Annotated in this window: 26 protein-coding genes; 7 read left to right on the forward strand and 19 right to left on the reverse strand. The window is 33.7% G+C overall.

Annotated elements, in window-relative coordinates; all coding sequences use genetic code 11:
• Positions 1–12: 12 nt before the first annotated feature.
• The 8 genes from AC4FRF_RS11160 to AC4FRF_RS11195 all read right to left on the reverse strand — a co-directional run bounded on the left by AC4FRF_RS11160 (position 13) and on the right by AC4FRF_RS11195 (position 6,431).
• The gene (locus tag AC4FRF_RS11160) at positions 13–330 is read right to left on the reverse strand and encodes a 2Fe-2S iron-sulfur cluster-binding family protein (protein ID WP_491159634.1); all 318 of its coding nucleotides are present in this window, start codon (positions 328–330) and stop codon (positions 13–15) included.
• A 78-nt stretch (positions 331–408) separates the two neighbouring features.
• Positions 409–648, reverse strand: a complete 240-nt coding sequence (locus AC4FRF_RS11165; RefSeq protein ID WP_128192921.1) for a NifU family protein — start codon at positions 646–648, stop codon at positions 409–411.
• 8 nt (positions 649–656) lie between these two features.
• On the reverse strand, positions 657–1,784 hold the full coding sequence (locus AC4FRF_RS11170) for an Mrp/NBP35 family ATP-binding protein (protein ID WP_491159636.1): 1,128 nt from the start codon (positions 1,782–1,784) through the stop codon (positions 657–659).
• A 178-nt stretch (positions 1,785–1,962) separates the two neighbouring features.
• On the reverse strand, positions 1,963–2,295 hold the full coding sequence (locus AC4FRF_RS11175) for an MGMT family protein (RefSeq protein WP_491159665.1): 333 nt from the start codon (positions 2,293–2,295) through the stop codon (positions 1,963–1,965).
• Entirely contained in the window at positions 2,295–3,446 is a 1,152-nt protein-coding gene (locus tag AC4FRF_RS11180; protein WP_491159638.1) for an AraC family transcriptional regulator, read from the reverse strand. The genes AC4FRF_RS11175 and AC4FRF_RS11180 overlap by 1 nt, the downstream gene beginning before the upstream one ends.
• A gap of 155 nt (positions 3,447–3,601) precedes the next feature.
• On the reverse strand, positions 3,602–4,240 hold the full coding sequence (locus AC4FRF_RS11185) for a LysE family transporter (protein ID WP_491159640.1): 639 nt from the start codon (positions 4,238–4,240) through the stop codon (positions 3,602–3,604).
• 43 nt (positions 4,241–4,283) lie between these two features.
• Entirely contained in the window at positions 4,284–4,961 is a 678-nt protein-coding gene (trmB, locus tag AC4FRF_RS11190) for a tRNA (guanosine(46)-N7)-methyltransferase TrmB (protein WP_491159642.1), read from the reverse strand.
• Positions 4,962–5,066: 105 nt separating this feature from the next.
• Complete coding sequence (locus tag AC4FRF_RS11195) at positions 5,067–6,431, reverse strand: ammonium transporter (protein ID WP_491159643.1); 1,365 nt, start codon at positions 6,429–6,431, stop codon at positions 5,067–5,069.
• 342 nt (positions 6,432–6,773) lie between these two features.
• Between AC4FRF_RS11195 and AC4FRF_RS11200 the strand changes: the two genes are divergently transcribed.
• Entirely contained in the window at positions 6,774–8,351 is a 1,578-nt protein-coding gene (locus AC4FRF_RS11200) for a L,D-transpeptidase family protein (protein ID WP_491159644.1), read from the forward strand.
• 83 nt (positions 8,352–8,434) lie between these two features.
• On the opposite strand, the gene AC4FRF_RS11205 is transcribed toward AC4FRF_RS11200, so the two are convergent.
• The 4 genes from AC4FRF_RS11205 to AC4FRF_RS11220 form a co-directional block, all read right to left on the reverse strand.
• On the reverse strand, positions 8,435–8,749 hold the full coding sequence (locus tag AC4FRF_RS11205) for an HPF/RaiA family ribosome-associated protein (protein ID WP_491159645.1): 315 nt from the start codon (positions 8,747–8,749) through the stop codon (positions 8,435–8,437).
• A gap of 118 nt (positions 8,750–8,867) precedes the next feature.
• Entirely contained in the window at positions 8,868–11,000 is a 2,133-nt protein-coding gene (locus tag AC4FRF_RS11210; RefSeq protein WP_491159646.1) for a prolyl oligopeptidase family serine peptidase, read from the reverse strand.
• Positions 11,001–11,213: 213 nt separating this feature from the next.
• Entirely contained in the window at positions 11,214–13,421 is a 2,208-nt protein-coding gene (locus AC4FRF_RS11215) for a TonB-dependent receptor (protein ID WP_491159647.1), read from the reverse strand.
• A gap of 275 nt (positions 13,422–13,696) precedes the next feature.
• The gene (locus AC4FRF_RS11220) at positions 13,697–14,047 is read right to left on the reverse strand and encodes a hypothetical protein (RefSeq protein WP_491159648.1); all 351 of its coding nucleotides are present in this window, start codon (positions 14,045–14,047) and stop codon (positions 13,697–13,699) included.
• A 168-nt stretch (positions 14,048–14,215) separates the two neighbouring features.
• Here AC4FRF_RS11220 and AC4FRF_RS11225 point away from each other — a divergent pair, with 168 nt between their 5' ends.
• The 4 genes from AC4FRF_RS11225 (at position 14,216) to AC4FRF_RS11240 (ending at position 16,492) form a co-directional block, all read left to right on the forward strand.
• Entirely contained in the window at positions 14,216–14,935 is a 720-nt protein-coding gene (locus AC4FRF_RS11225; protein ID WP_491159649.1) for an HNH endonuclease, read from the forward strand.
• A 209-nt stretch (positions 14,936–15,144) separates the two neighbouring features.
• On the forward strand, positions 15,145–15,612 hold the full coding sequence (locus AC4FRF_RS11230) for a DUF4262 domain-containing protein (RefSeq protein WP_491159650.1): 468 nt from the start codon (positions 15,145–15,147) through the stop codon (positions 15,610–15,612).
• Positions 15,613–15,858: 246 nt separating this feature from the next.
• The gene (locus AC4FRF_RS11235; RefSeq protein WP_491159651.1) at positions 15,859–16,212 is read left to right on the forward strand and encodes a type II toxin-antitoxin system RelE/ParE family toxin; all 354 of its coding nucleotides are present in this window, start codon (positions 15,859–15,861) and stop codon (positions 16,210–16,212) included.
• Positions 16,202–16,492, forward strand: a complete 291-nt coding sequence (locus tag AC4FRF_RS11240; RefSeq protein WP_491159652.1) for a helix-turn-helix domain-containing protein — start codon at positions 16,202–16,204, stop codon at positions 16,490–16,492. Before AC4FRF_RS11235 ends, AC4FRF_RS11240 begins: the two co-directional genes overlap by 11 nt.
• Positions 16,493–16,657: 165 nt before the next feature.
• Here AC4FRF_RS11240 and AC4FRF_RS11245 read toward each other — a convergent pair whose 3' ends face one another.
• The 3 genes from AC4FRF_RS11245 to AC4FRF_RS11255 all read right to left on the reverse strand — a co-directional run bounded on the left by AC4FRF_RS11245 (position 16,658) and on the right by AC4FRF_RS11255 (position 20,780).
• On the reverse strand, positions 16,658–17,653 hold the full coding sequence (locus tag AC4FRF_RS11245) for an aspartate-semialdehyde dehydrogenase (protein ID WP_491159653.1): 996 nt from the start codon (positions 17,651–17,653) through the stop codon (positions 16,658–16,660).
• Between the two features lie 168 nt (positions 17,654–17,821).
• Complete coding sequence (mscL, locus tag AC4FRF_RS11250) at positions 17,822–18,244, reverse strand: large conductance mechanosensitive channel protein MscL (RefSeq protein WP_491159654.1); 423 nt, start codon at positions 18,242–18,244, stop codon at positions 17,822–17,824.
• A 91-nt stretch (positions 18,245–18,335) separates the two neighbouring features.
• A complete protein-coding gene (locus AC4FRF_RS11255) occupies positions 18,336–20,780 on the reverse strand; it encodes a bifunctional UDP-N-acetylmuramoyl-tripeptide:D-alanyl-D-alanine ligase/alanine racemase (protein ID WP_491159655.1) in 2,445 nt (814 codons plus the stop codon).
• Positions 20,781–20,948: 168 nt separating this feature from the next.
• Between AC4FRF_RS11255 and AC4FRF_RS11260 the strand changes: the two genes are divergently transcribed.
• Positions 20,949–21,557 (forward strand): hypothetical protein, encoded by a 609-nt coding sequence (locus AC4FRF_RS11260; protein WP_491159656.1) that lies wholly within the window; start codon positions 20,949–20,951, stop codon positions 21,555–21,557.
• Here the strand turns inward: AC4FRF_RS11260 and AC4FRF_RS11265 are convergent.
• The gene (locus AC4FRF_RS11265) at positions 21,552–22,268 is read right to left on the reverse strand and encodes a porin family protein (protein ID WP_491159657.1); all 717 of its coding nucleotides are present in this window, start codon (positions 22,266–22,268) and stop codon (positions 21,552–21,554) included. The genes AC4FRF_RS11260 and AC4FRF_RS11265 overlap by 6 nt on opposite strands.
• 357 nt (positions 22,269–22,625) lie before the next feature.
• Here AC4FRF_RS11265 and AC4FRF_RS11270 point away from each other — a divergent pair, with 357 nt between their 5' ends.
• Complete coding sequence (locus AC4FRF_RS11270; RefSeq protein WP_491159658.1) at positions 22,626–22,988, forward strand: hypothetical protein; 363 nt, start codon at positions 22,626–22,628, stop codon at positions 22,986–22,988.
• Between the two features lie 99 nt (positions 22,989–23,087).
• Here AC4FRF_RS11270 and uxuA read toward each other — a convergent pair whose 3' ends face one another.
• Genes uxuA through AC4FRF_RS11285 form a run of 3 tightly spaced genes read right to left on the reverse strand, consistent with a single transcriptional unit; the run spans position 23,088 to position 26,181 of the window.
• Positions 23,088–24,266, reverse strand: a complete 1,179-nt coding sequence (uxuA, locus tag AC4FRF_RS11275; protein ID WP_491159666.1) for a mannonate dehydratase — start codon at positions 24,264–24,266, stop codon at positions 23,088–23,090.
• 28 nt (positions 24,267–24,294) lie between these two features.
• Entirely contained in the window at positions 24,295–25,137 is an 843-nt protein-coding gene (locus AC4FRF_RS11280) for an SDR family oxidoreductase (RefSeq protein ID WP_491159659.1), read from the reverse strand.
• 42 nt (positions 25,138–25,179) lie between these two features.
• Positions 25,180–26,181, reverse strand: coding sequence for a BT3233 family polysaccharide utilization protein (locus AC4FRF_RS11285; RefSeq protein ID WP_491159660.1), 1,002 nt, complete (start codon positions 26,179–26,181; stop codon positions 25,180–25,182).
• Between the last annotated feature and the right edge of the window lie 62 nt (positions 26,182–26,243).

Genomic DNA, 26,243 nt, shown 5'->3' on the forward strand with positions numbered 1-26,243 from the left:
TAAAATAAACCATTAACTCTCAGGAGCCAATTCTAATTCTAAACCATCTAAATCAACCGTAATAGGAATTTGACACCCCAAACGACTATTCGATTTTACGTAGAAAGCCTCAGAAAGCATTGCTTCCTCATCTTCCCCCATTTCTGGCAAACCTACTTCATTTAAAACATAGCATTGACAAGATGCACACATGGCCATTCCGCCGCAGGTTCCTTCTACAGGCAACTCATAAGCTTTACAAAGTTCCATGATGTTCATGGCCATATCTGTAGGAGCTTGTAACTCATGCACTACTCCTTCTCTATCTTTAATTTTTATTAATACATCCATTTTTTACTATTCGGAATTGATTGATTTAACAATATTACAGTTTTAGCAAATTATCTTTTAGACAAACCCAAGGTTCTGTTACAAGATATTTACAACAGTTTCTATTTGTGGAGCAAACTTTTTAATTGTAGTTTCCACACCCGCTTTAAGCGTCATTTGATTCACACTACAATTTGTACAAGCTCCTTCAAGACGCACTTTTACATGCTTATCTTCTTCAATGGAAACAAGAGTAATATTTCCGCCATCTGACTCTAAAAAAGGTCTGATTTCAGCAAGTGCTTTTTGAACTTCAATTGTTAATTCTTCTGTTGTCATTTCTTTTATTATTTTTTTACTGCTGAACAACCAGCCATAGTAGTAATTTTTATCGCTTCAGTCGCAGGTAAATTCTCGTTTCTGCTCACTGTTTCTTCCACCACTTTGCGTGTAATATTTTCAAATACTGTTTCAATTACAGAACCAGTTTGCAAAGCTGCAGGACGTCCGTAATCACCAGCTTCGCGAATAGACTGAACAATTGGAACTTCTCCTAAAAATGGCACATTTAAATCTGCTGCCAAATTTTTAGCTCCTTCTTGTCCAAAAATATAGTATTTATTATTTGGTAATTCTTCTGGTGTAAAATAAGCCATGTTTTCAATAATTCCTAATACTGGAACATTGATTGCCTCAGACATGAACATAGACACTCCTTTTTTAGCATCAGCCAAAGCTACTGCCTGAGGAGTACTTACTACCACTGCACCTGTAACAGGCAATGATTGCATAATAGACAGATGAATATCTCCTGTTCCTGGAGGCAAATCGATTAGCATAAAGTCTAATTCTCCCCAATCGGCATCAAAAATCATTTGATTTAATGCTTTTGAAGCCATTGGACCTCTCCAGATAACTGCTTGGCTTGGTGAAGTAAAAAATCCTATAGAAAGCATTTTTACTTCGTAACTTTCAATAGGCTTCATTTTTGATTTTCCATCAACAAGAACCGAAACAGGTTTCTCATTTTCAACATCAAACATGATGGGCATAGATGGACCGTAAATATCAGCATCTAAAACACCAACACTGAATCCCATTTTTGCCAAACTTACTGCTAAATTAGCTGTAACTGTAGATTTCCCTACTCCTCCTTTTCCAGAAGCTACAGCTATAATATTTTTGATTCCTGGAATTGCTTTTCCTTTAATTTCAGGTTTCTCTGGAGCTTCCACTTTAATATTTACTTTAATCTTAGCTTCAGCAGAAACTTTTTCTAGAATTGTTTTTCTAATATCGTCTTCTGCACGTTTTTTAATGTGCATAGCTGGCGTATGTAAAACCAAATCAACAACTACCTCATCTCCAAAAGTGATTACGTTACTTACAGCACCACTTTCAACCATGTTTTTTCCTTCTCCCGCAATAGTAATTGTTTCTAAAGCTTTAAGAATTTCTTTTCTATCTAATTTCATTACTAAGTTTACTATTTTTCAATTGCTATTTTCAGTCCAAAAAACTAATTTTATTTAAACTGATTTCAGATTGCAAAGATAATAGATTAAGTTCTTAATTTAAAGGATTTAAATTGTATTTATTAATGCTTGAATTAGTTCTAACTATTAAGTTGTTTACTGTGACATTAACAGTCAATTATCCCAACTCATTTGGATCCCAAAAATGCTTTTCGAAATCAACCAGCTGATTATCGATAACTTCTAAACCTTCACTTTCTAATAATTGCTGCATTACATTAGTTCCATCAAAATGAAATTTCCCAGTAAGCAATCCTTTTCTATTAAGCACTCTATGCGCCGGAACATCTTCCATAGCATGCGATGCATTCATAGCCCAACCTACCATTCTGGCAGAACGAGCTGCACCAAGATATTTTGCAATTGCTCCATAAGAAGTCACTTTCCCGTAAGGAATTTGCCGAACAACTTCGTAAACACGCTCAAAAAAATTAATTTTATCAGGAGACATCATACATTAACCATTTTATTATACTCTTGAGGCGTAACACCTGTTATTTCTTCAAAACCAGCTAAAAATAAATCATAAGATGCAAAACCTGATTTCTTAGACAACGAAACTACTGTTTTCTTATTTAAATAACCTTCTTCTATTAGATTAATAGCGTCATAAATTCGAACGGCTCTTTTAAATTCCAGAAAACTTGCATGAGAATGGTATTTAAAAAGATAGAGTAAATGACTCTTTGGAATTCCTAATGTAATAGCAAAATCCTGCATAGAAACTGAATGGTTTCTAAAACAAAAATGCTCCAAAGCCTTTCTTTCTATCTCATGTATGTAGGTTTCTAAATTATTTTCTATTCGCTCTTTTAATTTTAAATCCAGATTATTCTTAATCAGAACAGTATTTGACCAAATCCAAAAATCATCAAAAACCAATTCAAAATTTTCTTTTCGTTCAATCTTGCCTAAATGAGCGTAGCTTACAATCAAAATTTCGGAAGTAAATAAAAACTTAAAAAACAAAACACAAAATACAATTGCTCCTATCCACAAATAACTGGATCCATCTGAATAACCAGCTATATAAACATCTAAAACAAGAGTAACCAATAAGCGTAAATTCACCAAAACACAAACTGAAAAGAAAAAAATAGTCCAATTACGCAGCAACTTTTTCTCTTTTTCAACAACCAAAACTTTGGAACTCCTGAACCAAACTTTTCGTTTTAACAATGCATAACTAATATACAAATAGTACAAAACCATTGCTAAGAATAAAAAATATACCCAAATATGCAAAAAAGGGAAATACTCCCGAAGAAAAAGATTAGTACAACCAAATAAAACAGGAATAATAAAATGTTTCAAATCTGATATCAAAAACCCTTTTCTATCCTCAACCAAACATTTGAAATACAAATAAATACAAGAAAAAGCAACACATCCAAACGAACAAAATAGAATTAAAATCTTCTCATCGACCGAAAACGAAATAAGAGTTTGAATCGCAAAAAACAAAAACCGAAAAGAAGCTAAAAAAAACATTACCAACAGGTATAAATTTACCTTTTTATTGCATTTGTATTGACTAATCATAACGGTCAGGGTGATAATTCCCAACAAGGCAGTTATAAAAAATACAATACTCTCAAGCATAAATAATTCGGTTTTTTTTGGATAAAAAAAATAAAGTTATACAATTATCCAACTTTCCAAACTGCCCTGAAAAAATATCCGACATACACTATCAAAAAAACGATATTTGGAGAATATTTACAATATTTTGAACAGGTAAATTCCTGCTTTAGAACCTATAAGCTCAAATAGTACTCTAATATATTAACTAAAGTAATAACAGAAATAATACCTGTTATACAGCCAATAATAATATTCATATTCTTCAGTAGATAATCAGCTTTCTTTTCTATTTTTTGAAAAAAAGCAATATAGAAGTAAAAAACAAGTACAGAACCCAAAACGGCTCCGCTAACAAAAATAAAAATAGACGCCATATCAAAAGAGAAAATAGCATACGAAGACAAAGAAATACTCACAAAAACGTAATAAGGAATTGGGAAAAAATTCAATGCCGACAAGAGCATTCCTAAAAAAAAACGTTTCTTTTTGCTGTGTTTTTTTATTTTAGGCTGTTTGAGTTTAGGTTGTTTAGCAATCCACAAAAAATAAACGGTTAAGGTTCCAAAAATTCCAAAACCTACTTCGCGCAACAATAAAATGATATCTGGTCGCACATTAATAATCCGGGCAAATAATACCGCCAAATATACCTGAAAAAAAATCACTACAACTGCCCCTGACACAAACCAAAAAGCATTGCGCTTTCCTTCTTTCAAACTCACCTTTGCGGCTGTCATATTCAGTAAACCAGGAGGAGTAATCCCTATAAAAGCAGAAATAAAACCAGAAAATAAGGATAAAATTAAATTCATAAGCTTTTATAGAAATAGCTTTAAAAACGTTTTAAAACCAAAATTAATCTTTGATTTTAAAACGAATATAAGTGATTGCTTTATTAATTTCTAAATATTGTTTTTCGTAAAATGTCTGAAAAGCAGTCACTTCTTCTGGGCTTCCTGAATTCACATACACATTATGATTAGCATACAAAACCTCATGTCCTTCACCATGAAGCAATCCTAAAGTATAACCGTGCATGAATTCGCTATCGGTCTTAAGATTAACAACACCATCTTTTTTTAGAATTTTCTTGTACAATTGTAAAAATTGCGAATTGGTCATTCTATGCTTCGTACGCTTGTATTTGATTTGAGGATCTGGAAAAGTAATCCAAATTTCATCGACTTCGTTTTCAGCAAAAATGTGATTGATTAATTCTATTTGAGTACGAACAAAAGCTACATTATGCAAACCAGTTTCAACTGCTGTTTTAGCTCCTCGCCAAAAACGTGCTCCTTTAATATCAATTCCGATAAAGTTTTTATCTGGATATCTTTCGGCCAATCCTACTGAATATTCTCCCTTACCACAACCTAATTCCAACACTAAAGGATTGTCATTTTTAAAGAAATCGGCATTCCATTTTCCTCTTAAAGGAAACAAATCACCTACTACTTCTTCTCTAGTTGGTTGAAAAACATTATTGAATGTTTCGTTCTCCTTGAATCGTTTTAATTTATTTTTACTTCCCACTGTTTTTTAAATATTTGAGCAAAATTAAACAAATAAATAAGACCTAGGGCAAGCTTTTACAAAATAAAAACTTGCCCTAGCATCAAAACTTAGTATCAAAAGAACTTATTCTGCACATTCAATAGGGAACAGCGTTTCATCATGTTGAGACAAATCCAATCCCATAATTTCTGATTCTTCCGAAACACGCATCGGAATAATTTTGTTTGTAATTTTAAAAAGAATATAAGCTCCAAAGAAGGTATAAATAGAAACTAATAACAAAGCGGTCATATGATGTCCAAAAACACTCCAACCACCATGCAACAAACTAGCCTCTTCACCATGAGCAAAAATAGCTGTTAAAATCATTCCCATAATTCCACCTACTCCATGGCAAGCAAAAACATCTAAGGTATCATCTATTCCTTTTAAATATTTAGAATACACCACATTATTAGATACTAAAGCTGCAACAAATCCAAAAAACATACTTTCAGGAACCGTAACATAACCCGCTGCTGGCGTAATAGAAACCAATCCTACTACTGCACCAATACAAGCGCCAAGAGCCGATACTTTTCTACCATTAATCCTGTCAAAAAATATCCAAGTTAACATAGCCGCTGCCGAAGCTGTAGTGGTTGTTCCAAATGCCATTGCTGCAACACCATTAGCTTCCATTGACGAACCAGCATTAAATCCAATCCAACCAAACCAAAGCATTCCCGTTCCTAACAAAACAAATGGAATATTAGTTGGTACATGGCTGCTATTTTTTCTTTTCCCTAAGACTAAAACACCTGCTAATGCGGCAAATCCAGCACTCATGTGCACTACTGTTCCACCAGCAAAATCCTTAACACCAAAGAAAGAACCTAAAATCCCTGTTGGATACCAAACTGCATGACACAAAGGAGAATAGATAAAAATACTAAACAAGCATATAAAAAGTAAATAGGAAATAAAACGCACACGCTCAGCAAAAGAACCCGTAATAATGGCTGGAGCAATAACCGCAAATTTCATTTGAAACAAAGCAAAAAGCATAAACGGAACTGTTTTAGCAATTTGTTTATGAGGTAAAACCCCAACAAAATCCATAAAAGTAAAAGTAGTTGGATCTCCTACAAAGCTGTAAAATCCTTTTCCGATATGAATACCAAGTGGTTCACCAAAAGCCAAACTAAATCCAACGACAACCCATATTAAAGTGACTACTCCCATACAAATAAAGCTTTGCAACATAGTCGAAATTACATTTTTCTTGCCTACCATTCCTCCATAAAAAAAGGCCAAACCTGGTGTCATAATCAATACCAAGCAACAAGAAGTAAGCATCCAAGCCACATCGGCAGGAACAATTTGATCTACAGTTCCAAATTGAGAATGAACAGTTTTAGGTTCTAAAGGTACTTCCCAAAAAAGTCCTGAAATACAAACAATACTAATAACAACAAAAGAGATGATCCAGCGTTTCTCTATTTTCATATTTTCCTATTTAACCCATTAAAATTTGGGGGCAAATTTAAAAATAATTTATATTTCAACCTCTTAAGTCCATAAAATAAGGAAGTCTACAAGAAATAACCCTAATTTAACACTAGTACAAGAATTTTATTCGAAAAAATTATCGATTTTAAAGGATTTTTCTCTTTTCAATGAGAAAAATATTTTTTCCTTTCTTTAAAAAATCAAACAAAACAGCTTTGAAATTCAAAATTTTGAAAAAAAAGTTGTAAATTTTCAAATAGCAAAATCTATTTCTGCTATATGCCATTAATTAAATGCAAAAGCAAAAATATTTTCCTTAAAACTTAATTGAATTACTGTATGAAAAAAAAAGTTTTAGTTTTTTACTTCCTAAACCTACTTATCTTAAGCTCCTTTTTTTCATGTCAAAAAAAGGAAACCAAAATACAATCGTCTGCTCCTTTGGACACCATAGCTTCGTATCAAACTACTTTTGACAGCACTGCCGTTAAAACTTTTTTTAACACACATCCATTGCTAAAAAAATACCAGACTGAGGTGATAAAATTATACCAAAAACATCAGTATCACTATGTTTGGTATGACAAAAATGGTATCAATGAATTTGCAAATCTTCTATATGATAAAATCAATAATTTAGATAAAGAAGGCATTCAAACGGAGGTTCCTTATAAAGACAAATTAGATTCCATTCATAACAACACCAAACAAAAACCCAATATTGAGGCCGAGCTTTTAAATTCAGCCTTATATTTATTTTATACCAATACCGTTTATCATGGTTTAGACAGCGATAAATCAGCAGACATAGAATGGTATATTCCTCGAAAAAAACAATCTTATATCAATTATTTGGATTCCCTTTTAACCAATCCTACATTAATAAACAAAGACGAAAAAAACCTTATTAGTCAATATTTTTTGCTTAAAAAAGCACTTCAACAATACCGTGAAATTGAAAAAAAAGGAGGTTGGAATACAATTGCTATTGATAGCTCTGTAAACTCTTATAAAATTGGCGATAGTGCAACTACTATTGCACAAATAAGAGAACGATTGTATTTGAGTAATGATTTAAAATCTAATTCGAAAAGTGCTATTTATGACAAAGAATTATTAAAAGGAGTTTTAAATTATAAACTCAGACGCGGAATGCTGTCTAGTAGCATTATCACTAAATCATTAATTCAGGATTTAAACATTCCCATTAGTGAACGCATTAAAACAATCATTGTAAATATGGAACGATGCAGATGGGTTTCTAGTGATATTCCAAAATCAAAAGAATTGATTGCAATTAACATTCCTTCGTTTCAATTATCGTATTTTAAAAACCAGGAAGTAGTATTGCGTGCCAAAGTTGTGGTAGGTAAAACCATGAACAAAACCGTTATTTTTACAGCTCCCATGAAATACATTGTTTTTAGCCCCTATTGGAATGTACCTTCTAGTATTCTAAAAAATGAAATTCTTCCTGGCATTGCTAAAAACGAAAACTATCTAGCCGAACATGATATGGAATGGAACGAAAACAAAGTAAGACAAAGACCAGGTCCAAAAAACTCATTAGGATTAATCAAATTTTTATTTCCCAATTCAAATGATATTTATTTGCACGACACCCCTTCAAAAAACCTTTTTGAAAGAGAAACCAGAGCTTTTAGTCATGGCTGTATTCGGGTGGCCAACCCTAAAGATTTGGCTATCGAAATTCTAAAAGACGATCCTAACTGGACTCCCGAAAAAATTGATGAAGCCATGAATAGCGGCAAGGAAACTTGGTACACATTAAAAAACAAAATACCCGTTTACATCGGTTATTTTACCGCTTGGGTAGATAACGATGGAATCATTCATTTCTATAATGACATTTACAAAAGAGATGAATTATTAGCTAATTTATTATTCAAGCAATAATTTAAAAGCTCAATATTTAGGTACAAAAAAGACAGCTACACAATGTAACTGTCTTTTTTTTTAAGCTAAATTAGGATTCTATTTTAATGCACTTTTTGTTTTTCAAAAGTGGTAGTTAAAGCTTTCTTGATTTTATCCAATGCACCTCTAAATGCTTTTTCAACCGTATCAGCATGCTCCGTAACTACAATAGGTTGCAGTTTTGCAGGACGCACTTCAATTAAACAACGTTTATCATTTACTCCAAATTTAGCGCTATTTTCATCTCCGACATGCACTTCAATGCGAGTGATTTTCTCTTCAAAACGCGCTAAAGCTGTTTCTAATTCAGATGAAAAGTAAGCTTCTGCTCTTTGGTGACCTTCTATATTTTTGTCGGTATTAAATTGGATTTTCATAGTATGCTCTGTTTAATATTATTTATCTAAGATAGCCAACTGCAATTCAAAAACCGAATGTATTAATAAAAAATTGTGATTCTTTTTTATGTAAAAAAAACATTCGTCCTACTACTAATTATTGTTTCGGCAATTGCGTAATTCCCATATTAAACAAAGTAAAAGCCTGAATATCGACATTTTCCTGTATCGTTGCCGCTACTGATTTTCCTGCGCCATGACCCACTTTAACATCGATACGAATTAGAACAGGATTATTCCCTGATTGCTTCGCTTGCAATTCGGCAGCAAACTTAAAACTATGCGCTGGAACCACTCTATCATCATGATCGCCAGTAGTCACCATCGTGGCAGGATACTGTACTCCTTTTTTAATATTATGCAAAGGCGAATAGCCTTTTAGATATTCGAACATTTCTTTGCTGTCTTGCGCCGTTCCATAATCATAAGCCCAACCTGCTCCGGCGGTAAAAGTATGATAACGCAACATATCCAAAACACCAACAGCTGGCAAAGCCACCTTAGCCAATTCAGGTCGTTGCGTCATTACCGCACCTACTAACAAACCGCCATTAGAACCTCCGCGAAGAGCCAGAAAATCGGAAGACGTATATTTTTCAGTAATCAGGTATTCGGCAGCAGCGATAAAATCGTCAAAGACATTTTGTTTTTGCATCTTGGTTCCTGCATCGTGCCATTCTTTACCGTATTCTCCTCCTCCACGTAAATTTGGAATGGCTAAGATCCCTCCGTTTTCCATCCATACTGCATTTGCTATGCTAAAACTTGGCGTCAGACTAATATTAAATCCACCGTAGCCGTATAAGATAGTTGGATTTTTTCCATCTAATTTCAATCCTTTTTTATGGGTTATTAACATTGGAATTCGGGTTCCATCTTTTGAAGTATAAAAAACCTGATTGGATTCGAACTCTTCTGATTTAAATTCAGCTTTCGATTTTTGATACACCTCAGACTCTCCAGAATTTGGCTCTAAAGCAATAATAGTTCCTGGCGTAATATAATTGGTAAAAGTATAGTACACCTTTTTATCCTTTTTCTTCCCACTAAAACCAACAGCCGTTCCCAAGCCAGGAAGCTTAATTTCGCGCACTAATTCCCCTGAATAATCATATTGTTTCACTACCGAAACCGCATCTTTCATATAATGTGCAAAAATATATCCACTGCAAGCAGCAGGTTCTAAAACCTGAGTCGTTTCTGGAATTAAATCTTTCCAGTTTTCTGGATTCGGTTGACTTACATCTACGGTCACAATGCGTTTGTTAGGTGCATTTCTGTCGGTTACAATAAACAACTTCGTTCCCTCATTGTCCAAAATGGTATTGTCACTATTAAAATCAGCAACAACGGTAACAATTGGGCTATCAGCTTTAGACAAATCCTGAATATACAACTCATTCCCATAAGTAGAAGTGGCGGCTGTAATAATCAAATAGCGGTCGTCTTCAGTAACAGCTCCACCTACATAGCGGCGTTTTTGGCTTTCGCCAAAGATAACTGGGTCTTCTTTTTGAGCAGTTCCTAGTTTATGGAAATACAATTTATGTTGATCGGTTTTAGCCGATAATTCGCTGCCTTTGGGCTTTTCGTAACTCGAATAATAAAAACCTTCATTTCCTTTCCAAGACAATCCACTGAATTTTACATCCACCAAAGTATCTTCTAAAACCTTCCCATTTAAAGCATCCATAATGATTACTTTTCGCCAATCGCTGCCGCCTTCTGAAATGGAATAAGCTAGTTTAGAACCATCTTTTGAGAAAGCGAACTCTCCTAAAGAAGTCGTTCCATCCTTAGAAAAAGTATTCGGATCCAGAAAAACTGTTTCTTTTCCAGCAGTATCTTTTCGATACAAAACCGACTGATTTTGCAAACCGTTATTTTTAAAATAATAGCTAAAATCGCCTTCTATAAATGGAGCCCCTATTTTTTCGTAATTCCATAATTTCTCTAATCTTTCTTTGAGTTGCTTTCGAAAAGGAATTTGTTCCAAATAAGCATTGGTCACTTTATTTTCAGCAACTACCCAAGCAGCCGTTTCCGCTGAACGATCGTCTTCCAGCCATCGATACGGATCTACTACTTTGATCCCAAAATAATCATCAACAATTCTTCCCTTTATGGTAGCAGGATAAATGATATTTTTTGAAGTTTGGGCAAATGAAGTCATTGCAGCAGTAATAATTGTTGTTATAATAATTGTTGTTATAATAATTGTTTTTCGCATAGTATTCTCACTATTAATTCACACAAAAATAGGGATTCAAAATTTCAAAACTTTGACTAATTCTTAAAAATTAGAAAACCATTAAGAAATTAAGAAAATCAAGTACTACACTTAATAACTCTTAACACCTTAATGGTTTAAACTAACTTATTTTAAACCACAAAGGAAGCACGAAGCAAACAAAGCTTTGTGTTCTTTGCGGTTGAAGACGTGTTATAAATTAAAATTCACGCCCAGAACGATGTTTCTTCCAATATTTGGGATTCCATCTGTTTTTAATCTTGACAAGTGAGCGATATATTTTTTATCAAAAAGGTTATTGGCATTCAAATTGACATTAAACGCTGTTTTACCCCATTTTACATTGCCTCCCAAACCTAGATTCACTAAAGTATAGCCGTTAGAACTAGTTTCAAAATCACTTACATTGTTTTGATTAAAAGTTGTATTCACATTAAAAGAAGCAAAACCATCTTCGAGCCAATTTTTAATTTTAAACTCGGTTCTCAATGTATTATTCCAATTATTAGCTGGAATTAACGGCAGGTAATCGCCATTTTGTTTCTTCCCTGTAACGGTTTCAAAACTCGTTTCATAATGCAACCAATCCAATGGATGTGGGTGAAAATGCAAGCCTATTTCTCCTCCGTACAATTTGGCATCATTCTGAATGTATGCAAAAACATCATTGTCTTCCAACTGCTCTCCCGTAGGAGAAACATAAATATAATTGTTGATGTGATTGTAAAATCCATTAACAAAAAACTCAAAATGACTGTTTCCGTATTCAAAATTCACATCGGTTTGCAGGTTTTGTTCGGTTTTTAAATCGCTATTCCCTATTTCGTATCGATAGGTTCCTTCATGAACACCATTCGAACTTAATTCAGCCAAATTAGGCGCTCTAAATCCTGAAGCTACATTAAAACGCATGGTTAAATTATCAGCCAAATTGGTTTTATAACCCAAAGAAGCATTAAAACTATCAAACGATTTATCAATCGCTTCAAAAGAACCTTCTTCTCCAGAAATCCCATGAGCTTCTGTCGAAACTTGGCGATTATCAAAACGCAATCCTCCCTGAATCACATTGCTTTTCCACTCGTAATTCACCGTTCCAAAAACACCAAAATCATTCGTAGTTGCATCTGGAATTAAAAATTCTTCAGCAAAATTAGTATTGGTTTGGTGCATGCCTTGAATTCCAAAAATGGATTCTAAGTTTCCTATTTTTGGCAAATAGTATTTGGCATCATAATTAAAAGTATTCAACTTCATTCGTAAACTAGGATCGCTACTATCTTCAAATTCGCTTCTGTCATTAGCAATATACCCTAAATCGACATCCAGTTTTGAATTTTTCAAATAGATAACCGAATTCAAACTCAACAAATGATTGTCCACTCCTTGACGCGGAAAAATAGTATTCTTGCTTTTGGATTGTTCCGCAATGCCTTCTTCAGGAATTCCCAAATCCAACTTATTGAAATTATAACGCAATACCGTAGAAAATGCCGAATTACTATATCCAATTCCTGTTTTGAAATCGGTTTCATTGTAGCGGGTATTGGTTACTCTATCACCCCCTGAAATTTGATAATCCGAATGCGTATTATAACTTCCGCGAGCTAAGAATTTCCAATTTTCTGTAGATGTTTTTATTCCAAGGCTAGAATTACTTCCCAGTGTATTGGAGAATAATTTTTGACTAAAATCGGCTTTCAAAGTATGTGCTGCTGCAAATTTTTCCGGATTAAAATACAACACACCACCAATGGCATCCGAACCGTATAATAAAGAAGCAGGCCCTTTAATCACCTCGACACTTTCTACTCCGGCACCGTTTAACCCTAAACCATGCTCGTCGCCAAACTGCTGATTTTCGACTCTAACCCCTTGCGAATACACTAAAACACGATTACCGCTTAAGCCTCGAATCACAGGCTTTCCAATTGATGTCCCCGTAGAAACCTGAGAAACTCCCGGAATAGTCGCTAAACCTTCAATAAGTGTTGCAGTTCCTTTTTTCTCCAAATCTCGCATCGTTGCGTGTTCTACTTTCATCACATTTTGCGATTGTATTTTGTTAAAAGCAGTAGAAACAATTACCTCATCCATTTGAAAAGTCGAGGTTTCTAATTGTACATCTAAGGTGTTTTCTTTTTGCAATTTAGCGATCTCTTGGTTCTGAGTGGTATAACCTACGTACTCAAAACTAAGTTTTAAAGTTCCATTAGGCAAGTTCTTAAAACTGTATTTTCCATTAGCATCAGTCGTGGTTCCTTTGTGCAATTCTGGAATATAAACTGAAGCGCCAATTATAGCTTGCTTAGAAGCATCAGTTACTGTTCCTGAAACGGAATTTTGGGCTTGTAATACAGCCGGCAAGCCCATGAATAGGGCAATTATATATTTTTTCATTGAAAATGATTGTATTGTTTATTTTCTAAAATTTAATTGAAAACAGAAGAAAGTGAAATTAAAATGGAGTCACTTAACACAATTTGTTAGTGAGCTAAAAAATTGAAGCGTACCATTTAAACTTAGAAACTATAGTAAGAACTTCCAAAACCAAACTTCAACAGTTAGTTTGTAATTCCGACGAAGGAGGAATCTCACCAAATGCAATAGCTCACTGTGATTCCTCCTTCGTCGAAATGACAAGTTTGCGATTTTATTTGATAGCTTAAACGGTATTAAACAATACTTACAGGAGGTCCACGATGGGCAAATAAACTGCCCGGGAAAGAAATGATATTTTGTTGTTCCTTATCAAAAAAAGGAATTAACTTAAAATCAGCGTAGAAATGATAGCTGCTTATTTTAGTTTGCAAAAAACTGCTAAACGCAAAATGACAAACCGAACATTGTTCGAAAACCTTGTGCTGGTGCGTTAGTTCGTGCTTATTGTGCGAATGATCATGCTGACAAAACTTATGCGAAAGCTGTTTCTCCAGATGCTCATAACTATGAAAAGACTGGAACAGTATCGAGAACAATACCGCTACCGCAAGCGTGACACTATATTGAATCTGATTTCTTTTCATTGTCACAAAGGTAAGCGGTGAAATTAAAAATTCCTAATTAGTTAGATTCCCTTAACAATTCTGTAACTCCTAGCATAATTTTGTAAGAATATTTTATATATTTGGTTTAAATAAAAAAAGACGGTTATCTGATCTATATATTAGTTAACAGCAATAAAACTTAACCATATGCCAAAAATTGGAAACAAAGAAATAATATCTCTTTTCGAAATTGGAAAAAAATTCCATGAAAAAAAACTCTCTTTGAAAAATGCTACCGAGACTTTAGAGAAACAGGGCATTAAAAAAAGTTCAGCAATAGATTATATATATAATTACTCCAACCTTATTGAAGGGAAAGTTTTTACTAGAAGAATTAATGTTCCATATACGGAATACTTCTTAAAAGAAATATTTAATACGAAAGGTGAACAATCTTTACATAAGGCTTTACAATCTTTATCCCTACATATTGACTATTATGAGAGTATTACTAATACTAAAGTAAAAAAGCAAAAAGAAATTCTTGAAAAATATTTAAACGAATTCAAACTAAATATTGACAACTATTTTGAAGAAAACACTGAAAATGAAAAGCTCTTTGAAGGAGCCGTCAAAACTGTAAAATTAAATATTTATGAAAGAAATGGCTATGCAAGAAAAAAATGCATTGAGTATCATGGCTGTAAGTGTTCAGTATGTAGTTTTGACTTTGAAGAAAATTATACAGAAATTGGTAAAAATTTTATTCATGTTCATCATTTGTTGGAAATTTCACAAATAAAAAAGGAATATGAAATTGACTATAAAAAAGATTTGATTCCAGTATGCCCAAACTGCCACGCAATGTTGCATAAAAAGAAACCTGCATTTACTATAAATGAATTGAAATCAATTATAAAAAAGTAATATTTACTACTGCTAACAGCTAGAACGGATTTGGGCAATCGGTTTAATGGGTCGTTGATTTTGTTTTGGGATGATTTGGCAAATCCCCGACTGCTCGAATATACACAAACGTAAGCGCAGCATTGTATTCTGTGCCCGCAACAGTGAATAAAAGTTAAACACATTACTTGTATAATCACTTTTGTGCTCAAAAAAAGAAGAAAAACCAAATGAACGAAGATAATAAAGAAAAATATTTTAAAATGGTTTATGAGAACATAGATAGATATGGTTTTCATACAACTTATGTAATGGAAAGTGTAGACTTTACTCCTTTTGGTTATTCAACTGGAATTTATGACAATTTTAAAATTCCTGAATTATTTATATCCGGATTACCTAACGGTTTAACTTCGGAATTAATTAATAATTACATTGAAAAATATAAATTTAAAACAATACCGATCAACGAAAAAATTTATGATTTAATTGATAGATTCCCTGTTTATTTTATTGAAGTTAAAAATGAATCTCTAAAAAAATATGTTTTAAGTTCTATAAAATATTATAACAATAACAAATACAAATATTTGCAATTAATATTTCCAGACTTAAACGGACATTTTCCAAATGAGCCTCATTATGATTATGACCAAAAAATCTTTGGAAATCTTATCTCAGATAGCGCGGATTTTTAATCCTTGCCCGCTATGAAGAGATTGCTTCGCCAGTTCGCTATCGCTCGTGTCCTCCTTCGTCGGAATGACAAGATTGCGAAAAACTAAACACCGCCTCTCAGAAATAAAGATAAACATTACAGCAGAATTGCATTCTGTGCACAACAAAATGAGATTGCTTCGCTGCGCTCGCAATGACATTACAAAACCCAATTCATTGATTTAAAAAAACTTGTAATTACGTAACTTTTAAGTTACCTTTGAAAAATGAAAGTACGTGAAGTCATAGCTTACAAAAACTATTTTGAGGATTTTCTTCTGGAACAACCTATAAAAGTTCAGGACAAAATTTTCAAAATTATTGAAGCCATTGAAACTCTAGAACGTGTTCCATCCAATTATTTAAAATCAATGGAAGGAACCAACGGACTTTATGAAGCAAGAATACAACTGGCTTCGAATATCTGGAGAGTTTTTTGTTTTTTTGACAATGGCAAACTGGTGATTCTTCTCAATGGCTTTCAAAAAAAGACGCAAAAAACTCCAAAAAATGAGATTGAAAAAGCGTTACGATTAATGAATCAGTATTATCAGGAAAAATCAAATGAACATGGAAACTAAAAGCTGGAAAGAAATTAAAGATACTGTTTACGGTGAAAAAGGAACCGAAAGACGCAACGAACTGGAAAGAGATTTTGAAGGTTTTAAAATTGGCTTACAATTAAAAAAAGCACGTGAAGAAAAACATCTTACCCAAACAGAACTTGGCGAACGCATTGATAAAAAGCGTGAATACATTTCCCGAATTGAAAATAACGGAAGCAACTTAACACTAAAAACACTTTACGATATTGTAGAAAAAGGTTTTGGTGGAAAAGTTACTATCAATATTGAAATCTAATTTTTCACAAAAAATCCCAACCGCTCGGATATACACAAACGTTAGCAAAGCATTGCATTCTGTACCTGCAAAATGAGATTGCTCCGCTGCGCTCGCAATGACAATTTAGCCCATAAAAAAAGCTTCTCAATTGAGAAGCTTTTCCGTATATAGTGATTTAGTAAATTATACTAAATTGTTAGCTACTAAATATTCAGCAATTTGGATTGTGTTTGTAGCAGCACCTTTTCTTAAGTTATCAGCAACAACCCACATGTTCAAGGTATTTGGTTGCGATTCGTCTCTTCTAATTCTACCAACAAAAACATCATTTTTACCTTGAGCAAAAAGAGGCATTGGGTATTCAAATTCTTTTAAGTTGTCTTGAACCGTAACTCCATCTGTATTTTCAAGAATACTTCTTACTTCGTTTACATCAAAATCATTTGAGAACTCTACGTTGATTGCCTCAGAATGCCCACCTACGATTGGCACACGAACAGCAGTAGCTGTAACAGCAATAGTATTGTCACTTAAGATTTTTTTAGTTTCACGAACTAATTTCATCTCTTCTTTAGTGTATCCGTTTTCTTCAAAAACATCACATTGAGGAATTGCATTGCGGTGAATTTGGTATTTGTAAGCCATATCTCCGTCGATTCCAGCGTATTCGTTTTCTAATTGTTTCACCGCTTTTACACCAGTTCCAGTGATCGATTGGTAAGTAGAAACGATAACTCTTTTTACATTGTATTTTTTATGTAATGGCGCTAAAGCCAAAACCATTTGGATTGTAGAACAGTTTGGGTTAGCAATGATTTTGTCTTCTTTTGTTAATTGATCCGCGTTAATTTCTGGTACAATTAATTTTTTAGTAGCATCCATTCTCCAAGCAGAAGAGTTATCCACAACTGTAGTTCCTACAGCAGCAAATTTTGGAGCCCACTCTAATGAAGTATCACCACCAGCAGAGAATAAAGCAATTTCAGGTTTCATATCTACAGCAGTAGCTAATCCAACCACTTTGTATGTTTTCCCTTGAAATTCCATTTCTTTCCCAACTGAACGCTCAGAAGCTACAAGAATTAATTCGTCATTAGCAGTTACAAAATTTCTTTCTGCTAATACTTGCAACATTACTTCACCAACCATCCCGGTTGCACCTACAACTGCTATTTTCATATCTATATCTTTAGTTTTATTTTAAAAATCAAATTTTGAACTGCAAAAGTAATTAATATTCAAAGGAAAACAAGCGCGTTCACAAAAAGTAACAAAAAGTTATAAATATAACAAAAAGAAAAACCATTCGTTTCCGAATGGTTTAGTTGAACATATAGTGAAGCGGTATTACTTTTTTAACAAGTCTCTAATTTGAGTAAGCAATTCTTCTTGAGTAGGTCCAGCTGGTGCAGCAGGAGCAGCAGCCACTTCTTCTTTCTTTTTTGCCTTTTCAGCAGCTCTTAATACTACAAAGATAAAAAACGAAATAATTACAAAATTGATGATGGCTTGTACTAAATTACCATAAGTAATTACAGCAGCTCCTGCTTCTTTAGCAGCAGCTAAATCAGCATAACTATTACCATCTAAGGAAATGAACTTAGTTGTAAAATCAATTCCACCAGTAATTAATCCAACAATTGGCATAATAACATCGTCTACGGCAGAACCAACAATTTTACCAAAAGCACCACCAATTACTACAGCAGTAGCTAAACTTAAAACATCACCTTTCATTAGAGAGGCTTTAAAATCACTGAAAAATCCCATAGTTTATCTTTTTTATAATTGCACTAATTTTTGATTTTTCTAAATTAATATTTTTTTTAACAAAAAAAACATTTCAACATAAAAAAATGGACTAACGATAGAATACCCGTTTCACTCGCTGCGAAATACTGGTTAGAATTTCATACGGAATGGTATTTAATTTTTGAGCGATATAAGAAACTGTTGGGCTTTCGCCAAAGATAATCACATCGTCGCCTTCGGTACAATCAATTTCACTAACATCTACCATCAACATATCCATACAAACACTTCCAAGAATAAACGCCTTTTGTTCTTTGATAGTTACAAAACCCACTCCATTTCCCCAAGCTCTGGAAATTCCATCGGCATAACCAACAGGAATGGTGGCCACTCTGGTACTTTTGTCAGCCATAAACCGGCGACCATAACCTACACTATCACCAGCCGGAATAGTTCTAATTTGAGAAATAATAGATTTTAATGTTCCTACATTTTCCAAATGTCTCTGCTCGTTTTCATCATTAGAAACGCCATAAAGTCCAATTCCCAAACGAGTCATATCAAATTGTGCATCCGGAAAATTACTAATTCCCGAAGTATTTAAAATATGACGAATTGGTTTAATTTCTAATTGGTTCATGATTTTAGCGGATAATCTATCAAATAATCGAATTTGCGAAAGCGCAAAATCATAATGTTTCGAATCATCACTCGTAGCCATGTGCGACAAAATACTCTGAACCTTAACGGCGGAATTCCCTTTTAATGTCGCTATCAACTCATCAACGGTATCTTCTTCAAAACCCAAACGATGCATTCCCGTATCTACCTTAATATGGATAGGAAAATGTTGTAGATTTTTTTGTTTGGCTATTTTAAGAAAAGCCTGCAAACCTTTTATACTATAAATTTCAGGTTCTAATCTATGCTGAATAATCGCTGAAAAACTGGTGCTTTCAGGATTTAGAACCATAATAGGCAAATTGATTCCGCCGTTTTTTAACGAAATTCCTTCATCGGCGAAAGCTACACCTAAATAATCCACTTTATGATGCTCTAGTAATTTGGCAATTTCGAGTCCGCCATTTCCATACCCAAAAGCTTTGACCATCACCATGATTTTGACCTTAGGTTTCAACTTGGATTTAAAGAAATTCAGATTGTAACTTATAGCATTCAGATTAATTTCTAAAACGGTTTCATGGGTTTTCTCTTCCAATAAAGCTACGATTTCTTCAAACTGAAACGAACGCGCTCCTTTTATCAAAATGCTTTCATTGGAGAAATCCAATTTATCAAAGTTGGCAATAAAATCGGCTGTATCTTTAAAAGTAATGCAAGTCGAAAATTGGTTTTTAAACTCCGAAATGGTTTCACCAATCCCAATAACGCGATTGATTTTATTGGAAACAATCAACTTGGCCACCTTGGCATACAATTCTTCATTAGGAAAACCACTTTGAAAAATATCCGAAAGGATTACCGTTTTCTTCTCATATTGATTTTGACTTTCTAAAACATCCAAAGCAATCTTCAAAGACTGAAAATCCGAACTGTAACTATCATCAATAATACTGCAATTGTTGATTCCGTTTTTAACTTCCAAACGCATTTCAACAGGAAAAAGCATTTCCATTCGGGATTGAATCACTTCAATTCCATAATCAAAATACAACATTACAGCCAAACAAGAAATAGCGTTTTCTATAGAAGCTTTGTCAACAAAAGGAATTTTCAACTGATAACTTTCAGCCTCATACTGATAAAATAAGGTGGTTTCTTGATTTGTAATTTCTTTTTTAGAAATAAATATATCGGCATTTTCATCTTTAAAACTCCAAGAAAAAGCCTTAGTTTGAGATGAAATATAGGTTTCAACAGCAGCACTTTTTTGATATATCAACACTTCAGCAGCTGCAAAAAGCTGCATTTTTTGTTGGATTTTTTCCTCCAAATTAGCAAAACCTTCATCGTGAGAAGAACCTATATTAGTCAAAACTCCAATAGTTGGTTTGATAATTTGCTCTAATTTATCCATTTCGTTCACGGTAGAAATTCCCGCTTCAAAAATCCCTAAATTGTGTTTTTCATTTATAGCCACAACAGACAATGGAACACCTACTTGCGAATTGTAACTTTTAGGACTTCGAATCACATTATAATCCGGACTTAAAAGAAAATTAAGCCATTCTTTGACTATTGTCTTTCCATTACTTCCTGTTAAACCAATAATTGGAAAATGAAAAAGACTGCGGTAATAAGCCGCAAATTTTTGAAGTGCCACGAGTGTGTTTTCTACCACTAAAAAATTAGCTTTATCGTTGCAATCTTCGGGAACATGAGTCACAACAAAGTTTTGCACCCCTGCAGCAATTAAATCCTTGATATAATGATGCGCATCATTATTGGGACCAACTAAAGCAAAAAAAAGTGTTTGCTCACTATTTTGCAATGAACGACTATCAATAGAAATGGTGTCTATTGTTGCTTCGGGATGAATTCCAATCCATTTTGCATTTAGGATTGTAATACTATTTTTAATTGTTATACTCATGAATTTGAAATAGACTTAAAAAACTACGTACCCTCAAAAGTAAGACTTCTTTTTAAATTGAAACCATACAGCCTGCGTTAAAAAAAAGGACACAGTATAATTCTGTGATAACTAGACAATGTCTTTTTATAAGATTCGTTATATTTGTGAGTCTAAGCTAATTTTACAATGCCAAAAAAAATATTTCCTTTTTTCTCCTACGTTTTTCATCCGGTTTTTATCCCGATATATGCCACACTTTTCTATCTTTTTTCAAATCATTCTTATTTTATAAACAAAGAAAAATACTTGGTTATCCTTGAAGTAACCATCATTACATTCATTATTCCCATTCTTTTTTTCTTCTTGCTTAGACTCACCGGAAAAATTAGTTCTATGATGGTTCCCGAATTATCCGAACGAAAATTTCCTCTAGTCGTTCAATGTTTTTTACTGATTCTTTTAGTCAAAAAAAGCATCACACTAGAACTATATCCTGAACTACATTTTTTTATGTTAGGAGCTTTATCTAGTACACTTATTGCCTTAATGCTTCTTTTTGCTAACACAAAAGCAAGTCTACACATGATGGGATTAAGCGCTTTGACCTTTTTTATTTTTGGACTGAGCATGCATCATCAAAACCAAAATACACTACTAATTGTTTTTATGGTGTTAATGAATGGCTTTGTGGCATCCTCCCGATTGATTATGAAAGCACACACACCAAAAGAATTGATTATTGGAGTGCTTTTAGGTAGTGTTCCGCAAATTCTCTTATTGTTTTTATGGTTATAAAATATAGAAAATAACTCCTACATTTAAGGATTTCATTTTCACTTTTTCTCCATCAATTTGAGCCGATTTAAAAATTGGATTCAAGCCATAATACGCATAAACATTCAACGTATTATAACCTGCTGAAAGATACAATCCATAAAGAAATTTATTAAAATCAGCATTGTTAGTAATCACCGTTTTCCCCTCACTGTCTTTAAAAACCGATTTACTATAGGCCAAATAACTGAATTTTATTCCACCATAAATCCTCCAGAACTTGTAACTTTCATAAGTTGAAGTTCGCCATCTAAATTCAAGAGGGACATCAATTAACAATTGGGTAAACTTGTTTTTATCAAAATTAGATTGCGAACCTAAAATGGCATAAGTAGCCTCATTCGAAGTTCCAGTAATTCCTAAATTTTGGTTGTAATTGTTATAACTCAAGCCCAAACCAGTTGCAAAAGCTTTTGTTCGAAGTTTATTAATGGGCATATCTCTCAGGAAACCTCCCGAAAGACCGATGGAGAATTTTTGTTGGTTCAGGCCAGCCGGTTTTTGTTGCAACGTATTATAAGTAAAAGCAAAATAAAACTGATCTTCCCGGTACAACGAATCGATTTTCATATCGTTAGTATCCTCTTTAAGGGTTTCTTCCTGTGCAAATCCACTAAAAAAAGGAAGTATTAGCAACAAACTCCAAAAAAACTGTTTTTTAAAAAGATTCATAATTTACCGTTTAGGATCTATTTTTAAACCATTAAGAAATTAAGGTTATGAAGACTTAATGGAACTCCGTTTCTTAATGGTAAAATTAATTATTTTAAATGACTATCTATCAAATGAACTTAATAAATAATGGAGCCACGGATAAAACTGAGACAATAGATAAAAACGGATTTAGTTTCTATTTTAATTCCAAACTGTTAAAATCCTATGGCTCGGACTTGTAGATTTTCGTTAGTTCAGTCCCGAAGCTTCAGGGCTGAACTAACGATTGTTGTAAGTTTGCGACTTTGGAGCAAACTAATATAATACTGGTAAGTATAATTTATTATTTTAGTAATATATAAACAAAGTTTAGACATGAAAAGAAATGTTTCTTTATTAGTAATTAGTTTTTTTATTGTTATTCTATACATTTTCACAAATGTATGTATAGGATCACGTAAAGAGTATGTCACAAAATATGATTTTATTATCACTAAAATAGAATCGGACGCTAAAGGAGACCTAATATTTTCTGACAGTTTAAATAACAAATATTTTTTTTACAGTTACCAATTTGATAAATGGCATAATTTAGGGATTTCAGTTGGTGATAAAATTTTTAAAGATCATTATTCCAAAAACATGATAATTAGTAGAAAGAAAAATAATAACTATAAAATATACCATATTCAAGAACCTAACGGTATGATTCCATTTTCATTTTACTCTTGTTGGTAACGAAAAAAATTAAAACTCATAGATATTGAGAATTTACTATTTAACTATTAAATAATTTAAAACAAAAAAGGAGCAAAAAAATTGCTCCTTTTCATCGTATTAATTTTGATTTCCTCTGATTCCTCTTTCCAAACCTCTTAATTCGGCTAAACCTCTTAAGCGACCTATGGCAGAATATCCCGGATTCATTTTCTTATCTAAATCGTCCAACATTTGATGACCATGATCGGGACGCATTGGTAATCTATAATCCGGACGACCACTCGCGATTCTCTTATCTTGTTCTTCCACAATCGCTTTCATTACGCCATACATATCCACATCACCATCTAAATGGTCTGCTTCGTAGAAGTTCCCTTCGGCATCACGTTTTGTTGCTCTTAAATGAATAAAGTTGATACGGTGACCTAAACGTTGCACCATTCCAACCAAGTCATTGTCTTCTCTTACACCGTAAGAACCGGTACAAAAACACAAACCATTGCTTTTGCTATCCACCACTTCAATAAGTTGTTTCGCATCCGCTTCCGTACTTACGACTCTTGGCAAACCTAAAATCGCATAAGGCGGATCATCAGGATGGATTGCCATTACAATTCCAGCTTTTTCAGCAGCCGGAATAATTTCTTTTAAGAACGCGTATAGATTGTTTCTTAATTCGGCATCGCCAATTTCAGCATAATCATCTAATGCTATTTGCAATTGTTCTACCGTATAACCTTCTTCAGCACCTGGCAATCCAGCAATAATATTTTTAACCAATAGTTTTTTTTGCTCTTCGTTCATCGCTTCGAAAACGGCAGTGGCTTTCGCTACTTCTTCAGCTGTATAATCATTTTCAGCTCCTTTTCTTTTTAGCAAAAACAATTCGAAGGCAGCAAATTCCATACGGTCAAAACGCAAGGCCTTAGAACCATCTGCTACTTCAAAAGCCAAATCAGTTCTGGTCCAATCCAAAACCGGCATGAAATTATAACATACGGTATCAATTCCGCAAGCACCTAAATTGGCAATACTTTGACAATAATTTTCAATATATTTTTTATAATCGCCTTTTCTGGTTTTGATGTTTTCGTGAACCGGAATACTCTCCACAACTGACCATATCAAACCAGCATCTTCTATTTCTTTCTTTCTTTTTTGAATTTCTTCAACAGTCCACACTGTTCCATTTGGAATATGGTGTAAAGCCGTTACAATTCCTGTAGCTCCGGCCATTTTAATATGAGAAAGAGGCACAGAATCCTTTGGCCCGTACCATCTCCAAGTTTGTTCAATTCCCATTTTTATATATTTTTTGATTCTTTTAAACTCCTGCGTATGACAAAAACCCTCCATCAACTGCTACTACAATTCCAGTTACAAAACGGGAAGCCGGATTACAAAGCCATAATAACGTACTATCTAAATCACTTGGTTCACCAAATCTTCCCATTGGAGTTTGAGAAAGGATTTTGTTTCCTCTTTCGGTCAAACTTCCATCTTCATTAGTCAATAATTTACGGTTTTGTTCTGTCAGAAAAAATCCCGGAGAGATGGCATTTACACGAATACCTTCTTTGGCAAAATAAACCGAAAGCCATTCTGTAAGATTACTAATAGCCGCTTTAGCAGCACTATAAGCAGGTACTTTTGTCAAAGGATGAAAAGCACTTACAGAAGAAACATTCAAGATACTACAACCTTCACGACCAATCATATCAGCAGCAAAAACCTGTGTAGGCAACAAAGTTCCAATAAAATTCAGATCGAAAACAAAACGCAATCCTTCGGTATCTAAATTGAAAAAAGTTTGTAAACCTTCTGTATTTACATTTGCTCTATCAAAAAACACGTCAGAAGTAGTTCCTTTTGGGTGGTTTCCTCCTGCTCCATTAATTAGAATATCGACCAATCCTAAAGCGTCATTAATTACAGTATGTGCTTTTTTCAAACTAGCTTCATCACAAACATCTGCCGAAACACCAACTGCTTTTCCACCAGCACTAATAATTTCGTTAGCTAATTTTTGTGCTTTCTCGCCATCTCTTCCTAAAATAGCTACTTTAGCTCCTTGTTTTGCTAATGCATTTGTAAATCCGGCACCTAATACTCCGGCGCCTCCTGTTATTACGACTACCTTATCTTTTAGTCCTGATATTATATCCATTTTGGTTTTTTTGTAAGTTTTAGCGAAACTACAAAAAAAGATTTATTTATTTCTTTTAATCGTTATTTTAAGGGGATTAGCTAACATTTTAGCTTGATTTTGTAATAAAGTATCCCAATCGGCTGCATTAGCAACCTGTCCGCTTTTTTGCCAAGCAAAACCAGCATAATAGGTCAATTTATTTTCTTTTGGTTTCGTAATCACTAAAAGGTTGCTGTTGTCTTTTATTTTTGAAACATCTGAAAAAGCATCTTTTACCAACTTCGGATTTAATACAATTCCTTCGCCTAGAAAAATCCCATCAATTTTTTCGCCATAACGAAACCAACCTTCTTTTTTATTGATTTTCACTTCGCCTTTGTTGTCATGCAACGCAATTCCAGTAGTAATATTAGGAACCAATTTTTCAGCAACTAAAGTGATTTCGAACTTAGAAAAATTCGAGCCTAAATCTAATGAGATTCTTTTGGTTTCTTTTACTTGATACGAGCTCCAGGGTGCATAAGTCAATTCGAAAACAGTACGCAAAGGGCCTACAGCAATAGTTTTATAACTCACAAAATTCTTTGAAACTGCCAATTTATTATCTTCCCAAATCCCTATTCCAGCTGTACCGCGACTTGGTCCTACTTGGTACGGATCATGTCCTTCACCATGATCAATATGATAATATCCTGGGGACTTAGTATTTTCGGCATACCATTTATTGATAATGGGTTTATCCGTTCTTTTTAACCAAAGGTCGATTCCACTAGTCAATGTTCCTTCAGGTCTGTTTTCCTCTACTCTTTTTTGAGCATCTGGTCCATAGGTTCTAAAAGCTACCTTATCATTTTCCCAAGCATAATCATCGGTACGTTCTGGCACAAATCGGGAATAAGTAGTAATGGGACTTTCTGGCAACGGAATTGTTCCATCAAAAACTACTTGATAATTGACTTTGGCATTAGCCAAAACTTCTGCCTGAAACAACAATTCATCCACAATCCCGTCTTGATTGTAATCCATCCATTGCAGAACCACATACTCTGGATATGCAAACAAAAACTGGAGAAAAAGTTAAGCTACATTTTTGTAATTAATTTGATTGTTAAATTCTTCAATAG

This window comes from Flavobacterium sp. ST-158 (assembly GCF_058309975.1).

Coding starts and splice junctions, on each gene's coding strand:
- AC4FRF_RS11160 (WP_491159634.1), bottom strand. CDS start 330: ATGGATGTATTAATAAAAATTAAAGATAGAGAAGGAGTAGTGCATGAG.
- AC4FRF_RS11165 (WP_128192921.1), bottom strand. CDS start 648: ATGACAACAGAAGAATTAACAATTGAAGTTCAAAAAGCACTTGCTGAA.
- AC4FRF_RS11170 (WP_491159636.1), bottom strand. CDS start 1,784: ATGAAATTAGATAGAAAAGAAATTCTTAAAGCTTTAGAAACAATTACT.
- AC4FRF_RS11175 (WP_491159665.1), bottom strand. CDS start 2,295: ATGTCTCCTGATAAAATTAATTTTTTTGAGCGTGTTTACGAAGTTGTT.
- AC4FRF_RS11180 (WP_491159638.1), bottom strand. CDS start 3,446: ATGCTTGAGAGTATTGTATTTTTTATAACTGCCTTGTTGGGAATTATC.
- AC4FRF_RS11185 (WP_491159640.1), bottom strand. CDS start 4,240: ATGAATTTAATTTTATCCTTATTTTCTGGTTTTATTTCTGCTTTTATA.
- AC4FRF_RS11195 (WP_491159643.1), bottom strand. CDS start 6,431: ATGAAAATAGAGAAACGCTGGATCATCTCTTTTGTTGTTATTAGTATT.
- AC4FRF_RS11200 (WP_491159644.1), top strand. CDS start 6,774: ATGAAAAAAAAAGTTTTAGTTTTTTACTTCCTAAACCTACTTATCTTA.
- AC4FRF_RS11205 (WP_491159645.1), bottom strand. CDS start 8,749: ATGAAAATCCAATTTAATACCGACAAAAATATAGAAGGTCACCAAAGA.
- AC4FRF_RS11210 (WP_491159646.1), bottom strand. CDS start 11,000: ATGCGAAAAACAATTATTATAACAACAATTATTATAACAACAATTATT.
- AC4FRF_RS11215 (WP_491159647.1), bottom strand. CDS start 13,421: ATGAAAAAATATATAATTGCCCTATTCATGGGCTTGCCGGCTGTATTA.
- AC4FRF_RS11220 (WP_491159648.1), bottom strand. CDS start 14,047: ATGAAAAGAAATCAGATTCAATATAGTGTCACGCTTGCGGTAGCGGTA.
- AC4FRF_RS11225 (WP_491159649.1), top strand. CDS start 14,216: ATGCCAAAAATTGGAAACAAAGAAATAATATCTCTTTTCGAAATTGGA.
- AC4FRF_RS11230 (WP_491159650.1), top strand. CDS start 15,145: ATGAACGAAGATAATAAAGAAAAATATTTTAAAATGGTTTATGAGAAC.
- AC4FRF_RS11235 (WP_491159651.1), top strand. CDS start 15,859: ATGAAAGTACGTGAAGTCATAGCTTACAAAAACTATTTTGAGGATTTT.
- AC4FRF_RS11240 (WP_491159652.1), top strand. CDS start 16,202: ATGGAAACTAAAAGCTGGAAAGAAATTAAAGATACTGTTTACGGTGAA.
- AC4FRF_RS11245 (WP_491159653.1), bottom strand. CDS start 17,653: ATGAAAATAGCAGTTGTAGGTGCAACCGGGATGGTTGGTGAAGTAATG.
- mscL (WP_491159654.1), bottom strand. CDS start 18,244: ATGGGATTTTTCAGTGATTTTAAAGCCTCTCTAATGAAAGGTGATGTT.
- AC4FRF_RS11255 (WP_491159655.1), bottom strand. CDS start 20,780: ATGAGTATAACAATTAAAAATAGTATTACAATCCTAAATGCAAAATGG.
- AC4FRF_RS11260 (WP_491159656.1), top strand. CDS start 20,949: ATGCCAAAAAAAATATTTCCTTTTTTCTCCTACGTTTTTCATCCGGTT.
- AC4FRF_RS11265 (WP_491159657.1), bottom strand. CDS start 22,268: ATGAATCTTTTTAAAAAACAGTTTTTTTGGAGTTTGTTGCTAATACTT.
- AC4FRF_RS11270 (WP_491159658.1), top strand. CDS start 22,626: ATGAAAAGAAATGTTTCTTTATTAGTAATTAGTTTTTTTATTGTTATT.
- AC4FRF_RS11280 (WP_491159659.1), bottom strand. CDS start 25,137: ATGGATATAATATCAGGACTAAAAGATAAGGTAGTCGTAATAACAGGA.